Origin of the sequence: Paraburkholderia largidicola (assembly GCF_013426895.1) — a bacterium.
Lineage (GTDB): Bacteria > Pseudomonadota > Gammaproteobacteria > Burkholderiales > Burkholderiaceae > Paraburkholderia > Paraburkholderia largidicola.
In genome coordinates, this window is sequence record NZ_AP023176.1 from 544,076 (window position 1) to 559,214 (window position 15,139).

The following is a 15,139-nucleotide window of genomic DNA, read 5'->3' on the forward strand; positions in this document are numbered from 1 at the left end:
GGATCATCAATGAAATTTGATAATTCGCAGATGCCTGGGATAAACCCTTTATCGGCGGAAGAAAGCGGATCGTTGCGCGTTCACATGCCCCAGCGTTGCACCGTCGCGGTGTCCAGTCCGAACAGATCGAGCACGCGGCCGAGCGTGTGGTCGACCATGTCGGTCAGCGATTCCGGGTTCGCGTAGAAGGCGGGCACGGGCGGATAGACGATCGCGCCCGCTTCCGTGACGGCCGTCATGCTGCGCAGGTGGCCCAGGTGCAGCGGCGTTTCGCGCACCATCAGCACGAGCCTGCGGCGCTCCTTCAGCGCGACGTCGGCGGCCCGCGACAGCAGGCCCGCCGTCATGCCCGTGGCGATCTCCGACAAGGTCTTGATGGAACAGGGCGCGACGATCATGCCCATCACGGGGAACGAGCCGCTCGAAATGGACGCGCCGATATCGGTGTTCGAATGGCAGACGCTCGCCATCGCGCGGATGTCGGCGACGTTGTAGTCCGACTCGTGCGCGAGCGTGACCTGCGCGGAGCGGCTCATCACGAGGTGCGTTTCGATGTCGAGCTTGCGCAGCAGTTGCAGCAGCCGTACACCGTAAATAACGCCCGACGCGCCGCTGATGCCGACCACCATGCGCCGGGGCGGCATGCCTCTCATATCCATAAGACTCTCCCGAATGCCAATTCTGGTTCGCGTGACGCGGCGGATGTTAGCACCGGGTTTCTGCTAAAAGAAGCGTAAAGGGCGATTTAATCCCTGCTCCTGGTGTTTTTACCGATCCATTAAAAGCTTTGTTCGTTTTGTTCGATTGGTTGATAAATAATTCGCGATTCAAAGCCGTAAATACGTTGGATACACTCTCGGCAACATATGGCAGACCACGGGCATCCGGGTACGGATTCACCGCACTCGCCAGATGGGGATCAGCCGGCACGCAGCCGGCTGGCGACAATAAAGACATTGGAGACACTGGTTGAAAACGACGAGTCTGCTGTTAGGCGGCTGTGCGGTCGCGCTGAGTTGCCCCGCGTTCGCGCAGTCATCGGTGACGCTGTACGGGAGCATCGACGTCGGCGTCGATTTCGTTTCGAACTCGCGCGGCGCGCATCTGTATCAGGAATCGGCGGGCAAGCGCACGCCGGACCGCTTCGGCTTTTTGATCAAGGAGGATATCGGCGGCGGCAACACGGTGTTCGCACGGCTCGAATCGGGCTTCCTGACCAACACGGGCGCGCAGATCAATCCGACGAGCTTCTTCAATCGCGATGCGTACGTGGGCATTTCGAACGACCGGTTCGGCTCGCTGAGCCTCGGCCACATTCCCGACTACGTATACGAATATGTCGGCGGACTGAACAACTCGGTGCCGGGCATCTCGTCGTTCTATACGGTCGGCAATCTGGACGGACTCGCGAACACCCGCGCGCTCGACAACTCGGTGAAGTACGAGACGATCGATTTCTACGGCTTTCAGGCCGGCGTGATGAACAGCTTCGGCAATCAGACCAACTTCAGCGACGGTCGCCAGTACAGCATCGGCGCGCGCTACCAGAATGGCATCGTGAAACTGGGCGCGGCGTATTCGATGTCGCACAACCGTACCGCGGACCTGTTCGGCACGTTCGGCGTGACGTCGGTGCTCGGTCAGACGCTGAAGCAGGGCGTGCTTTTCAACGCGGAACGGTACAGTACGATTGCCGTCGGCGGCTCGGTTTCGGTCGGCGATTTCATCCCGCACGCCACGTTTACCGACGTGAAGCTCGAAGATCCGCAGGGCTCGGTGACCGAGCGCAACTACCAGGTCGGCGTGAACATCGATCTGAGCGGCGGCAAGCGCTTCTACGTGCTGGGCATCTCGTACAACCGTTCGATGTTCGAAGGGCTGACGTACAACCAGTACAACCTGTTTCTGACCCATTACCTGTCGAAGAGCACGCAGATTTACGGGGGCGTCGGCTTGCAGCGCGCGTCGGGTACGGGCGCCAAGGCCGAGCAGTTCGGCTACCAGCCGTCGAGTTCGAGCGCGCAGACGGTTGGACGCATCGGTATCAATCACATGTTCTGATGCGTGCGGCGGGAGGCGATATGGCGTGAGGACGTCGGTGTAGCGGGTGAAGGAGCGGGAAGGGCAACGGGGTAGGGCTTTCTTCACTTTTTTCGATCTGATCATCGAGATTTTTTGATTCTGTCGCTTGCCGGCGGGCCGTATATTGAGGCTCCCGGCGGCGGCGCCAAAGGAACGCAGCACGGGGCGGCGGCGCACAGCAAACGCGTTGCCGGCCGATCAGGCACATTGGAACGCACATGCAAGCAGACCGCACATTCAACATATCGACTCTCATCGAAGAGCAAAAAACAGGACGTTTCGCCGTTGGCCTGCTGTTCTGGTGTTTCCTGATCATGCTGATGGACGGCTACGACCAGACGGCCGTGTCGTTCGCGGCGCCCGCGATCATCAAGGAGTGGCACGTCGCGCGCGGCGGTTTCGGTCCTGTCTTCGGCGCGGGGCTGTTCGGCACGCTGATCGGATCGTTCATCTTCGGCTATTTCGGCGACCGCTTCGGCCGCAAGCGGGCCATCGTGTCGGGCAGTCTGTTCTTCGGGCTGCTGACGCTGGTGTCCGTGTGGGCGACGTCGTTGCCGGAACTGATGCTGCTGCGCTTCATCGCGGGGCTGGGCATGGGCGGCGTGGTGCCCAATTCGGTTGCGCTGGTGGCCGAATATGCGCCCAAGCGTTTGCGTGCGACGTGGGTCACGCTGATGTTCTCCGGTTTCTCGATCGGCGCGGGTTCGGGCGGTCTGGTTTCGTCGGCGTTGATTCATCGCTACGGCTGGCCCGTGATGTTCGTCGTGGGCGGCGTCGGCTCGCTCGCGGTGGCGCTGCTGCTGATCGTCATGTTGCCGGAATCGGCAAAGCTGCTGGTCGTGCGAGAGCGCAGCATCGAAACGGTGCGCAAGCTGGTCGCGCGTCTGCGTCCCGACATTGCACTACCTGCGGACGCGCAATTCGTGCCCGGCGAAGTGCAGGAGAAAAAGCGCTTCGTGCTCAAGCTGATCTTCTCCGACGGCCTGCGCGCCATCACGCCGCTGTTGTGGATCGTCTTCATCGTCAATTCGATGGCGCTGTATTTCCTGCAGAACTGGTTGCCGATCCTGATGGAAGGCGTTGGCATCAATCCGCAAAGCGCGGGCCTCATCACGACGATGTTCTCGGTGGGTGGCGTGCTCGGCGGGCTGATCCTGTGCCGCTTCGTCGATCGTCATGGTGTGCTGGCCATCATCTCGCTGCCGGCGATCGGCTGTCCCGTCGTTGCGTTGCTGGGGCACGGCATGTCCGAAGCGTGGCTGATGTTCGCGGTGTTCGCGACGGGCTTCTGCGTAGTCGGCGCGCAGTACGGGCTGTACGCGGTCGCGGGCATGATCTATCCGACGTCGTTCCGCTCGGCGGGCGTGGGCAGCGCGATCTCGGTCGGCAAGATCGGCTCCGTGTCCGGGCCTGTGATCGGCGGCATTCTGCTGTCGATGCATCTGCCGTTCGCGCAGATGTTTTACGCAGCATCCGGCCTGTTTCTCGTCGCGACCGTCTTTTCGACGGTGCTGGCCGTGCTCTACAGGGCGCGATTCGGCGATGAGCACAGCAAGGACAACACCGCCATCAAGATGCGCTCCGCGTTGGGCGATTCCTGATCGCCGCGCGCGGCTGGCAACACGCTCGTCTTTTCAAGCTTGTCGATGCCTGATGTCGGGCTCGCTTCAGCGAGCCGGCGTCCGGCCGTCCCAGCTCGTCTTCCCGGCCCGATGCGATCTTCCTGGATAAAACAGCGATGAATACCGTCTCGCAGACCACTCGCACCATCGACGTGACCGCGCTCATCGAACGGCAAAAGCTGCGCGGCTTCTCGTTGTGCCTGATCGCGTGGTGTTTTCTGATCGTACTGATCGACGGCTACGATCAGGTCGCCGCAGCGTATGCGGCGCCGACCTTGATTCGCGCGTGGCACGTGGATGCCGCGGGTTTCGGCCATGTGTTCGGTGTCGGCCTGTTCGGCGTGCTCGTCGGTTCGTTGCTGCTCGGCTTTATCGGCGATCGCATCGGACGGCGGCTCACGATCATTTACGGCTCGCTGTGGTTCGGCATCCTGACGTATGCATGCAGTGACGCGACGTCGCTGGATCAGTTGACCGTGCTTCGATTCTTCGCGGGCATCGGCATGGGCGGCGTTGTGCCGAATACGGTTGCGCTCGTGTCCGAATACGCGCCGAAGGCCCGCCGCGCGACGTGGATCACGCTGATGTTCTCGGGCTTTTCGATCGGCGCGGGTGGCGGCGGCGCAATCGCATCGTGGCTGCTGCCGCGTTACGGCTGGCCCGTGCTGTTCGAAGTCGGCGGCGTGGCGGCCGTGGTGGTCGCCGTCGCGTCGGTCTGGCTGTTGCCGGAATCGGTTCGCTTTCTGATACTCAATGGCCGCGCGGTGCGGCACATTGCGCGCATCGTGGGCCGGCTCGACCCGCGTATCGAACAAGGCGGCGCGGACGTGCGCTACGTCGTCGACGATGAAAAGCGTGTGCGCGCGACGCCGCTTGCTTTGTTCAGCAACGGCCTCGCCCGTGTGACGCCGCTGCTGTGGGTGCTGTTCGTGCTGAACTCGCTCGCGCTGCATTTTCTGCAGAACTGGCTGCCGATTCTCTTCAGCATGAGCGCACTGCCAGCGGGCCAGGCAGCAAAGGCCGCGATGATGTTCCCGGTGGGCGGCACGGTCGGCGCGCTCGCGTTGAGTCGCTGCGTGGACCGCTACGGGGTCGCGGTGATCCTGTTGCTGGCGATGCTGGGGCTTCCCGTGTGCATCTCGCTCGGCATGCCGATGCCCGCACTCTGGCTGTATGGCGCGTCGTTCATGAGCGGCGTGTGCGTGATCGGCTGTCAGTTCGCGCTCTATGCCGTGGCGGGCATGCTCTATCCGACGACGCTGCGCTCAGCGGGCGTGGGGTCCGCTATCGGTGTCGGCAAGCTCGGGTCGGTCGTCGGTTCGGTGCTCGGCGGCGTGCTGCTGGCGATGCATTTGCCCGTTGCACAGTTGTTCCTGAACGTGTCGGGAGTTTTCGTGTTCATCGCGTTGCTGTCGGTGTGGCTGGGTTGGAACCGGCGACGCGCCGCAAGCCAGTCGATCGCGTGATCGCTCAGTCAAGGGTTCATACGATGCTTTCCACTCTCACCGCCGATCCCGCCGCGCTCACGTCCTCTTTTGCCGCAGCACCTGAGGCACGGCGCAAGACGGTGTCGCTGCAGCAGCGCATCGTGTTGACGATGGCGCTGCTGGCCTTGCTGATGACGGCCATCGGCGTGCTCGGGTTGACGGGCGCGTGGCGCGCGAACCGCGCCAATCGCGATACCTACGAGAACAAGCTGACAGCGGCCATGCATATCGGCAACGCCGAATTGCTGATCGCGCGCACGCGGCTCGTGCTCGGCGGCGCGATGGCTCAGGCGGATGCCGCGCGTGCCGCGGAACAGATTCGTCATGCCGACGGCTTCTTCGTGCAGTCGGACGAGGAGTGGCGCAGCTTCGTCGCGGGCGTGCACGAAGCGGGTGAGGCTGCGTTGATCGACGCAGCCGGCCAGCGCCGCGACGCGCTGCGCCGTGCGATGGGTGCATTTCTCGATGCGCTGAAAGCGGGCGACCGCGCGAGCGCCGAGCGCATCGGCACGTTGCAGCTGAGCGGGCTGTTCAACGACATGAGCGCCGCCAACGACGTGCTCAAGCGTGCACTCTATGCGAACGCGAAGCGCAGCTACGACGACGCGGAGCGCTATTTCAGGCTGTTCGTCGTGGTGTCGTCGGCGATGATCGTGTTCGGCGTCGCGGCGGCGGCGTTCAGCTGGCGCTCGCTGCGCCGCGCGATCATGGCGCCGCTCGGCGACGCGCTGACGCACTTCGACGCGATCGCCGCAGGCGATCTCAGCCGCGCGATTCCACGTCATCGCGCCGATGAAATGGGACAGTTGCTCGACGGTCTGCGGCAGATGCAGGTCCGGTTATCGCACACCGTGACGGCCGTGCGCGATAGCTGCGAATCGATTGGCACGGCGGTCGGCGAAATCGCGGCAGGCACGCTCGATCTGTCGTCGCGTACGGAAGAGCAGGCCGCCTCGCTCGAACAGACGGCGGCAAGCATGAGCGGACTGACCGACACCGTGCGGCAGAACGCGGCGCGCGCGCACGACGCCTACGCGATCGCCGACGAAGTGGCGAGTGCGGCAAACGAAGGCAATGTCGCCGTCGATCAGGTGAGCAGCACGATGGCGCGCATCCAGGCGAGTTCACGCAAGATCGCGGATATCACGGGGATCATCGAGGGCATTGCGTTTCAGACCAACATCCTCGCGTTGAATGCCGCAGTGGAAGCGGCGCGAGCGGGCGTGCACGGACGGGGCTTTGCCGTCGTCGCGTCCGAAGTGCGTTCGCTTGCGCAGCATGCGTCGACGGCTGCGAGGGAAATCGGCGTGCTGGTGGCGGATTCCGTGGGCGCGGCGGCGGACGGCTCGACGCTCGTCGCCGATGCCGAACAGTCGATCCGGGCCGTGCTCGATGCAGCCGGTCGTTTCAGGGAAATGATGAGCGGCATCGCCGCCGACGCCGAAGAACAACGCACCGGGATCGAGCAGGTGGATGCGGCGCTCGGCATGATGGGCGCGATCACGCAGCAGAACGCGGCGCTCGTCGAACAGGCCAGCGCAGCCGCTCAACTGCTCGACGAGCAGTCACGCGACCTGACGCGGCAGGTCGCGGTGTTCCGGGTGGGCGGCGTGGCGTGACGCGCGTGAACCGCGCGCGACGAATTACATCGAGCGCCGGATCGCTTCCCCCAGCAACTCGAGTCCCAGATCGATCTCTTCCTCGGCCACCGTCAACGGCGGCGCGATCCGGAACACGCCGCCCATGCCGGGCAGCTGCACGATGTTCATGCTGAGCCCGAGATTCATGCACTCGCGCGTGATCTTCGCGCCGAGTCCATCGGCGGGTTCTTTCGTGCGGCGGTCCTTGACGATCTCCATGCCCAGCAGCAAGCCGCGCCCGCGCACGTCGCCGATGCATTCGAAGCGCTCCATCAGATCGAGCAGCCCGTGTTTGAGCCGCTCGCCCATGACATTGGCCCGCGCGACCAGTCCTTCACGCTGAACCACGTCGAGCACCCGCAAACCGACTGCGGCAGGCAGCGGATCGGAGACGTGCGTGGTGTAGAACAGGTAGCCGAGTTCGTGCGCGCGCTCTTCGATTTGCGCGGACGTCACGATGGCCGCGAGCGGCAACCCGGCGCCGAGCGTCTTCGACAGCGTGAGGATGTCGGGCGTGACGCCGTCGCGCTGGCAGGCGAACATCGTGCCCGTGCGGCCGACGCCCGTTTGCGCTTCGTCGAGAATCAGCAGCATGCCGCGCTCTTCGCATTTGCGCTTGAGTGCCGCCATGTAGCCTTCGGGTAATTCGATGATGCCGCCCGAACTGAGGATCGGCTCGGCGATAAAGGCCGCGAGATTGCCGCTCGACTGACGATCGATCAGATCGAACGCATAGTCGAGTTCGGCGAGGTAATCGTAATGGCCGTCGCGCTCGAAGCGCGGCCGGTACAGAAACGGCGCGGGGATCGCGAACGAGCCCACGGCAGCGGGACCGACGCCCTTGCGGCCCGCGCTATAGGTGGCGGACGCGGCGGCGCCCGTCATGCCGTGCCAGGACTGCGCAAAGCCGACAATTTCGTACTTGCCGGTGACCAGCTTCGCCATGCGAATGGCCGCTTCGTTCGATTCCGCGCCCGTGCTGAGCAACAGCGCGCGGTCGAGCCCATCGGGCGTGATGTCGGCGAGCCGGGTCGCCAGATCGACGACCGGGCGCGAGAGCATGCCGCTGAACAGGTGGTCGAGCTTGCCGGCGTACTCGCTGATCACCGACACGATCTCGGGGTGGCTATGCCCCAACACCGCGCTCATCTGTCCCGACGTGAAATCGAGGATCGCGCGGCCGTCCGCGTCGTAGACGAAACTGCCCTGCGCGCGTTCGATGATCATCGGCTCGAACGTGCCGCCGTAGCGGATCAGGTGCTGTCTGGCGTTGTGCCAGAAGGTTGCGTCGTTGTTGTTGGACACCGTGCTTCTCCTCGCCGATGGTGGGAATAGCTTGCAGTCTAGGCGGCTCTCTGGTTTTATAGAATCGAATAGTTCTAATGTGAGATAGAAGAGGATCTAATACCTTGAGTCTTTCTCTTGAGATCGATCTGCTGCGCTCGTTTGCCGTGATCGCCGAGGTGCGGGCGCTCAGCCGCGCGGCCAGCCGCGTCGGCCGGACGCAGTCGGCGTTGAGCCAGCAGATGAAGCGGCTCGAAGAAATCGTCGATCAGCCGCTCTTTCAGCGCACCGGCCGCGGCGTGGTGCTGACCAATCCCGGGGAGCGTCTGCTGATTCACGCGCAACGCATCTTGCGGTTGCACGATGAAGCGATGGCCGATCTCTCCGGCAAAGGGCTGTCGGGAACGATCCGCTTCGGCTGTCCGGACGATTATGCCGCCGTGTTTCTGCCGCCGTTGTTGCGGCAGTTTTCCAGCCAGCATCCGCATGCGCTGGTCGAAGTCGTGTGCGGGCCTACGCCACGGCTGCTGGAACGGCTGGAAAAGCGCGAGGTGGACCTCGCGATGATTTCATTGCCCGAAGGCGGCGCGCACGACGACTTCATTCGACGCGAGCAACTCGTATGGATCGGCTATCCGGGGCTGGATTCGGCGGATTTCGATCCGTTGCCGCTGGCGCTCTCCGACCCGGACACGCTCGATCACATCGCGGCCCGCGAAGCGCTGCAACGCGCGGGCAGGGCTTATCGCATCGCGTATGCGAGCAGCAGTCTTGCGGGTCTCACGGCGCTGGTTCGCTCGGGGCAGGCATTCGCCGTCATGACGCAGACGGCGGTGCCCGCGGATCTGAGCTTGCTCAATGCGGATGCCGGGCTGCCGGCGTTGCCCGCTATCGGTGTTTCGCTGAAGTTCGCGAGGGCGCGTCCGTCGCTGTTGACGGCGGCGTTTGCGGAGCACATCAGGGTGATGCTGCCCATGCTGTGATGGGTGGCGCGCGGTCTTTCAACTGCGCGCCTACGTTTCGTCGGCCATGCGGCGGAGCTCGGTCGAGTACTGCTCGTAACCGGGCTTTCGCGTGGCCTTTCCGTCCTCATCGAGATTGACGGGATCGATACCCGTCAGATGCGAAGCGATACGCGTATGCCCGTTTTCGGCCACGTTGTAGAGCAGATGACCGCTGTCTTCGACTGGCTCACTATCGCCTTTCTTCATGTTGTAAAAGCGATAAGGATGATTGGTTCGAAACGTGTGGTTCTCGACGGGCCCGGTGGCCGGCTTGCCCGGCTTGCTGGGCGGATTGTGATCGGTGGCGACGAGCCGATGATCCACGCCTTCGATCTTGCCTGACGGCGACATATTGAAGTGCCCGGTTTCGTTTCGAAACTTCAACTCGTCGCGCAGTGTGTTTTTGTCTTCGCCGGAAAGCACGACCACGGTGCTATTCGTCAAATGGGGGTGGTCGGTGAGCCGCTGCTTCGCTTTCGACTTCGCATCTTCGTCGCTCGTGGCGAGATGCCTGTCGTCGAATTCGTCGCTGACGAGTTCGCTCAACGACGTCTGGCTATCGAAATACCGGTTCCTCGGCGAGCTTGCGCGCGAATCCGATGACGAGAAGCTCGTGCGGCGAAAGGAATGCATGCTGCCGGCATCCGATTCGTCGCCTGATGTCTCGGCGTCGCTCGACGATGAGCCTTCGGACGAGATCGAACTGGTGCTGCCTCTTCGTGCGAGCAACGGATTGAATTGCGACGGTGGAGCGGATCGTCGGGTCTGATTGTCGCGAGTCGCCTTGTCGTCTTTCGTGCCGGTCGGCGTGGTGGGGAGCGTCGTCTGCTGTCCCGTTTCTGTGATGCGACTCTTGAGCATATCGACCTCTCCTTCCAAAGTAACAGCGACGTGCTGCCTTGAATGGATGGTCTTCGATTCGAAGCAATGGCGGGCGCGTCGATGCGAACCTCGGCTGCATTTCACGAAGCAGCCGCTACTTTGCTGGTACGGGCGTTCGGCCTACACTAGCCTCTCGTTCCCCGGTCCGAACCCATGCCTGCTAGCCCCGACCTCGACCTCGACGCGCACTCGCCGGCCGAACCGGTCGATGACCCATTGCAGGACCCGGCTCTGCTGCGCCGCCTGCTACGCGCGAAAGACCATATGGACGCAGCCTCGCACGAGGCCTGGCCTGTCGAGCGCCTCGCTGGAATCAGCGGTGTGTCCACGGCTCATTTCGCGCGCTGCTTCAAGCGCGCCTTCGGCGTGCCGCCGCACCGATACCTGCTGACGCGGCGCATCGAGCAGGCCACGACGCTGCTTCGCGACACCGAACTCACCATCACGGAAATCGCCTTCGCCACCGGCTGGGAGAGTCTCGGCACGTTCGGCCGCACGTTTCGCGACGTGACGGGCCGAAGCCCCAGCGCGATGCGCGTCGAGGCGCGCGCCAACGGGTCTCAGCTCGCCCGTGTGCCCGCGTGCATTCTGAAGGCCGCACAGCGGCCGGACCTCACGACAGCAGTTTTGGAGAAGCGTCGACGCAAGGCCAAAGGTACATTTCGGCAACCAACCGAGGAGATGTCGCGATGAACCAGGGAATCAACGTGGTGGGGCTGTACGTGGACAATCAGGACGAAGCGCTCGCGTTCTATGTCGACAAGCTTGGCTTTCGCGTCCACACGGACGTGCGCAACGGCGCTTATCGCTGGCTTACAGTCCAGCATCCGGAACAGCCATCGTTTCAACTCGGCCTGTTCACGCCCGGGCCGCCCGTGCATGACGAGGCCACCGCTCAAACCTTGCGCGCCATGGTCGCAAAGGGCGCCATGCCGCCCCTCGTGCTTTCGGTGGCGGACTGCCGCGCGAGCTATGCGCAACTGAAAGCGCGGGGCGTCGAGTTCATCCAGGAGCCGGTGGAACGCTTCGGCAGCGTCGACGCGGGTTTCCGCGACCCCGCCGGCAATGGCTGGAAAATGATTCAGGCCGCCGCGGACTAGCGAGACCCGGCGCGCCGCGCCGCCGCCGTTCCGCGAGCGGGACGGCGCTTACTGAAAGCCCACCACGTCGTGCGGCACGTATGGCGCTTCGAGCGACGCCACTTCATCCGCGGTGAGCTTCACATCGAGCGCCGCAATCGCATCGTCGAGATGCTGCGGCTTCGACGCGCCGATAATCGGCGCGCTCACGCCCGCCTTGCCGATCACCCACGCCAACGCGACCTGCGCACGCGGAATGCCGCGCGCCTGCGCGATCGCCGCGACGGCTTCGACCACGCGACGATCGGCATCCGCCGTCTTGTCGTACAGGCTGTTGCCGTATGAATCGGTTTGCTGGCGTTCGGTGGTCTCGTCCCAGTCGCGCGTCAGACGGCCGCGCGCGAGCGGGCTCCACGGAATCACGCCGATGCCTTCGTCCGCGCACAGCGGCAGCATCTCGCGCTCTTCCTCGCGATACAGCAAATTCAGGTGATTCTGCATCGTCACGAAACGCGTCCAGCCGTTTCGCTCTGCGACGTGCAAGGCTTTCGCGAACTGCCATGCGAACATCGACGACGCGCCGATATAACGCGCCTTGCCCGCCTTCACGACGTCGTGCAGTGCCTCCAGCGTTTCCTCGATGGGCGTTGTGTAGTCCCAGCGGTGGATCTGGTACAGGTCGACGTAGTCGGTGCCAAGACGCGACAGGCTCGCGTCGATCGACTGGAAAATCGCCTTGCGCGACAGACCCGATCCATTCGGCTTCTTCGCGTCGGCGCGATTGCCCATCGGAAAGAATACTTTTGTCGCAAGCACGATTTCGTCGCGTCGCGCGAATTCCTTCAACGCGCGGCCAACAATTTCTTCCGACGTGCCGTCCGAATACGTGTTCGCGGTGTCGAAGAAATTGATGCCGGCTTCCAGCGCCCGGCGGATCAGCGGGCGGCTTGCGTCCTCGTTCAGCGTCCACGGGTGTGGGCCGCGCTCGGGCACGCCATACGTCATGCAGCCCAGGCAGAGCGGGGAGATATCGAGTCCGGTGCGGCCCAGCTTCACATAGTTCATCTCATCCTCCGTTCGGTTCGGCATTCGATTATGTCGCAATTGACCGAAAGTCTGCTTCCAACACGCATCGAGGGCTAGTTGAAGTCATGTGAGGCGAAACATCTGAACGAGAAACCGGACGGTAAGTCAAGGCGTCAACCCGTGACCCACCGATAGCTCGCACGTGCTGGAACGACACGCGTCCGTCTTCGGCAGTCACGCGTGTCGACCCTCAAGCGTTGGCGCCGCCGTCGACGGTGAGCGTGGTGCCGGTGACGTAACTGGCGTTGGCGCTCGCGAGGAAGACCACTGCTTGCGCGATGTCTTCGCCCTTACCGTAGTCGCCTGTGGCCGTCAGCGATTTCAGCGTCGGCGCGAACGGACCTTCGACCGGGTTCATATCGGTGTCGATGGAGCCAGGTTGAACGACATTTGCCGTAATGCCTTGTGGGCCGAGTTCTCTCGCGAGGCCCTGGGTGAACGCAACGAGAGCGGACTTGGAGCCGGCATAGATGCCGAGCATCGAAGCCGGGACGCGGTCCGCAAAGTAACTACCGATCGAAATGATTCGCCCTCCCTTCTTCAGGTGAGGGATGGCGGCTTTTGCGGCCAGGATCGGTGCACGCACATTGACGTTAAGCGTCGCGTCGATGTCTTCGATGGAAATATCCTTGACATCGCCCATCCGGAGAATGCCGGCGTTGTTCACGAGGATATCGAGTCCGCCCAATGCTTCGACGGTTTTCTCTACGGACGCCTGAATGGCCGATGCATGTGCGCTATCCGCCTGGATTGCGATACTGCGCCGGCCTTCCGCTTCGATTGCTTTCACAACGCTGGCGGCCTGATCCGCGGACTTTTCATATGTGATCGCTACATCTGCGCCGGCTGCTGCTAAAGCCTTCGCGATTGCAGCCCCGATACCTCGACTTGCCCCGGTGACCAGAGCGCGTTTGCCTTTAAGTTCCATCAGAAACTCCAGTGTGTGTTGCGTCAGTCATACGAAAAGGTTTTGAATCTCGGAATACGGCAAGGGATCGTTATCGAGTGCTTCAGAACGACCATCCTTCAGAAAATCTTGTGCGAGAGCCTTCGCCTTGCCGAGCACGACTTGCGAGATACCGCTACCCGCACTTAGGCGCCGCACGCCCAGCTTTCCGAGAGTCGCAGCGTCGGCGAGCCCTGGTACGGCCATGACGTTGAGCGGCAGTCGCGTCGCACCGACAATCGTTTCGATATCGGATGACTGCGCGAGAGCCGGAAGGAAAAGCCCGTCCGCACCGGCTGATGCATACAGATTGCCGCGAGCAATCGACTCTTGCGGCTGCTTCGACTTTTCAGCGAGGCCTGCAAGAAAGACGTCGGAGCGTGCGTTGACGAAAAGATCCGAACCCGACTTCACCAGCGCATGCTTGATCGCCTCGATCTTCAAGGCGAGAAGCGAAGCCGGGTCTGAGCCATCCTCGATATTGATGCCGGCGATGCCGAGATCCACCAGTTGCATGACATGGTCCGCAACGGTCTTTGGGTTGTCGGAATAGCCGTTCTCGATATCCACCGACAAAGGCACATTCAGCACGCGGACGATACGCCGAACAGAACCAACGACCTCATCGAAAGGCAGTACGCGGCCGTCCGGATACCCCAATGCCCAGGCAAAGCCCGCGCTTGTCGTGGCGATGGCGGGTGCACCCAGCGATTCAATGAGACGTGCACTTCCGGCATCCCACGCGTTCGGCAAGCGGAGCGGGACCGAGTTGTCGTGCAACTGACGAAATGTATTGACGTTAGACATTGCTTTTTCCTCGAATGGAAATGGAAACTCAAGCTGCTACGGCGCTTTTTGCTGTTTTTGCAAACGATGCGATGCGGCGCGTCGCGAGCGCTGAGACAAGGATCGCGATGACCACGGGAATGCTGGAGAGGTAGCCGAGGTTATGGCTGCCGATGACCGGGATCACAGCAGCACCGAGCGCCCCCGCAATGGAAACACCCACGTACGTCGCTGAAGTGTTGAGACCGACCAGCACGGCCGTCATCGGCGGATTCAGGCTTGCGAGACGGAACTGTTGCGGCACCAGCACACCCCATGCACAAGCGCCCCATATCGTCACCGCGATCGCTGCACTCCAAAGATGGGCGCCCGTGATCGGCATCGTGAGGATGACGATTGCAACGATGGAGAGTTTGATCAGCACGACTTTGTGCGAACCGATCCTGTCGAGGATCCGTCCTGTCAGCAGGTTGGAGAACGTTCCGGCGAGTCCCCAGAGGACAAGCAATCCACCCAGCACCAGGGCGCTGTGGCCGACCGCACGATCGAACACAACGGAGAAGTAGCTGAAGATGATGAAGGTGCCGATCTGTGCAAGCACAGTCGTCGTGAGCGTGAGTCCGACACGCGAATCCGTCAGCGGAGACAGGCGTTCGCGCAGCGAGATGGCGGGCGGCAACGGCACGTCAGGCAGGAACGCCAGGATACCGGCAAACGCGGCTGCACCGAGTGCGGCAACGAGCACCATCGTCCAGTGCCAGCTTGCGAGCCCGCCGATCACGGCACCGATGGGCGAGCCCAGCGCGGTAGCGGTGGTCAGTCCCGCCACGATGATGGACAACGCGTACCCGCGACGCTCGGGCGGCACCAGTGACGCGCCCGTTCCGCTGGCAGTCGGCGAGAACATCGCTGCGCCAAGGCCTGCGAAAGCGCGCGTGGCCAATGCGATGCCGAGATTCGGCGCCACGATGGTGCCGAGATTGGCGATGACGAACAATCCGATGCCGCTGAGCAGCAGACGCTTGCGTGGAACGTTCGCAGCAAGCGCGGCGATGGTCGGACCGAGCAGGGCATAGCTCAGCGCGTAGACGCTGATCAGCTGGCCCGCAGCGCCGATGCTGACGCCAAACGAATGCGCGATTTCGGGCAGGATGCCAGCGAAGACGAAGCTGTCGGTGCCCAGCGCGAACATACCGAGTGAGAGTGTTAGAAGGCGGCGATCCATGTCGGCTTCTCCAGAA

14 protein-coding genes are annotated in these 15,139 nt (G+C 62.8%); 7 read left to right on the forward strand and 7 right to left on the reverse strand.

Features of this window, described 5'->3' with window-relative positions:
• Positions 1 to 80: 80 nt before the first annotated feature.
• Complete coding sequence (locus tag PPGU16_RS31120) at positions 81 to 659, reverse strand: UbiX family flavin prenyltransferase (protein WP_007740728.1); 579 nt, start codon at positions 657 to 659, stop codon at positions 81 to 83.
• Positions 660 to 969: 310 nt separating this feature from the next.
• Here PPGU16_RS31120 and PPGU16_RS31125 point away from each other — a divergent pair, with 310 nt between their 5' ends.
• The 4 genes from PPGU16_RS31125 (at position 970) to PPGU16_RS31140 (ending at position 6,810) form a co-directional block, all read left to right on the forward strand.
• Positions 970 to 2,061 carry a porin gene (locus PPGU16_RS31125; RefSeq protein ID WP_180726567.1) on the forward strand — a complete coding sequence of 364 codons (1,092 nt, stop codon included), beginning with the start codon at positions 970 to 972 and terminating at the stop codon, positions 2,059 to 2,061.
• 239 nt (positions 2,062 to 2,300) lie between these two features.
• On the forward strand, positions 2,301 to 3,683 hold the full coding sequence (locus tag PPGU16_RS31130) for an MFS transporter (RefSeq protein ID WP_180726568.1): 1,383 nt from the start codon (positions 2,301 to 2,303) through the stop codon (positions 3,681 to 3,683).
• Between the two features lie 137 nt (positions 3,684 to 3,820).
• Positions 3,821 to 5,170 (forward strand): MFS transporter, encoded by a 1,350-nt coding sequence (locus PPGU16_RS31135; RefSeq protein WP_180726569.1) that lies wholly within the window; start codon positions 3,821 to 3,823, stop codon positions 5,168 to 5,170.
• A 23-nt stretch (positions 5,171 to 5,193) separates the two neighbouring features.
• The gene (locus PPGU16_RS31140; RefSeq protein WP_180726570.1) at positions 5,194 to 6,810 is read left to right on the forward strand and encodes a methyl-accepting chemotaxis protein; all 1,617 of its coding nucleotides are present in this window, start codon (positions 5,194 to 5,196) and stop codon (positions 6,808 to 6,810) included.
• Positions 6,811 to 6,834: 24 nt separating this feature from the next.
• On the opposite strand, the gene PPGU16_RS31145 is transcribed toward PPGU16_RS31140, so the two are convergent.
• Entirely contained in the window at positions 6,835 to 8,136 is a 1,302-nt protein-coding gene (locus tag PPGU16_RS31145; RefSeq protein WP_180726571.1) for an aspartate aminotransferase family protein, read from the reverse strand.
• Between the two features lie 104 nt (positions 8,137 to 8,240).
• Here PPGU16_RS31145 and PPGU16_RS31150 point away from each other — a divergent pair, with 104 nt between their 5' ends.
• Positions 8,241 to 9,098, forward strand: a complete 858-nt coding sequence (locus PPGU16_RS31150; RefSeq protein WP_180726572.1) for a LysR substrate-binding domain-containing protein — start codon at positions 8,241 to 8,243, stop codon at positions 9,096 to 9,098.
• Positions 9,099 to 9,128: 30 nt separating this feature from the next.
• Here PPGU16_RS31150 and PPGU16_RS31155 read toward each other — a convergent pair whose 3' ends face one another.
• Positions 9,129 to 9,980: a hypothetical protein gene (locus PPGU16_RS31155; protein ID WP_180726573.1), complete on the reverse strand. Its 852-nt coding sequence runs from the start codon at positions 9,978 to 9,980 to the stop codon at positions 9,129 to 9,131.
• A gap of 174 nt (positions 9,981 to 10,154) precedes the next feature.
• Between PPGU16_RS31155 and PPGU16_RS31160 the strand changes: the two genes are divergently transcribed.
• Both PPGU16_RS31160 and PPGU16_RS31165 read left to right on the forward strand, forming a co-directional pair.
• Positions 10,155 to 10,694, forward strand: a complete 540-nt coding sequence (locus PPGU16_RS31160) for a helix-turn-helix domain-containing protein (protein ID WP_180726574.1) — start codon at positions 10,155 to 10,157, stop codon at positions 10,692 to 10,694.
• On the forward strand, positions 10,691 to 11,101 hold the full coding sequence (locus PPGU16_RS31165) for a VOC family protein (protein ID WP_180726575.1): 411 nt from the start codon (positions 10,691 to 10,693) through the stop codon (positions 11,099 to 11,101). Before PPGU16_RS31160 ends, PPGU16_RS31165 begins: the two co-directional genes overlap by 4 nt.
• Before the next feature lie 48 nt (positions 11,102 to 11,149).
• Here PPGU16_RS31165 and PPGU16_RS31170 read toward each other — a convergent pair whose 3' ends face one another.
• The 4 genes from PPGU16_RS31170 to PPGU16_RS31185 form a co-directional block, all read right to left on the reverse strand.
• Complete coding sequence (locus PPGU16_RS31170; protein ID WP_180726576.1) at positions 11,150 to 12,145, reverse strand: aldo/keto reductase; 996 nt, start codon at positions 12,143 to 12,145, stop codon at positions 11,150 to 11,152.
• Positions 12,146 to 12,356: 211 nt separating this feature from the next.
• Positions 12,357 to 13,097 (reverse strand): SDR family oxidoreductase, encoded by a 741-nt coding sequence (locus tag PPGU16_RS31175; protein ID WP_180727121.1) that lies wholly within the window; start codon positions 13,095 to 13,097, stop codon positions 12,357 to 12,359.
• 24 nt (positions 13,098 to 13,121) lie between these two features.
• Positions 13,122 to 13,919: an isocitrate lyase/PEP mutase family protein gene (locus PPGU16_RS31180; RefSeq protein ID WP_180726577.1), complete on the reverse strand. Its 798-nt coding sequence runs from the start codon at positions 13,917 to 13,919 to the stop codon at positions 13,122 to 13,124.
• Positions 13,920 to 13,947: 28 nt separating this feature from the next.
• Positions 13,948 to 15,123 carry an MFS transporter gene (locus PPGU16_RS31185; RefSeq protein ID WP_180726578.1) on the reverse strand — a complete coding sequence of 392 codons (1,176 nt, stop codon included), beginning with the start codon at positions 15,121 to 15,123 and terminating at the stop codon, positions 13,948 to 13,950.
• Positions 15,124 to 15,139 lie beyond the last annotated feature (16 nt).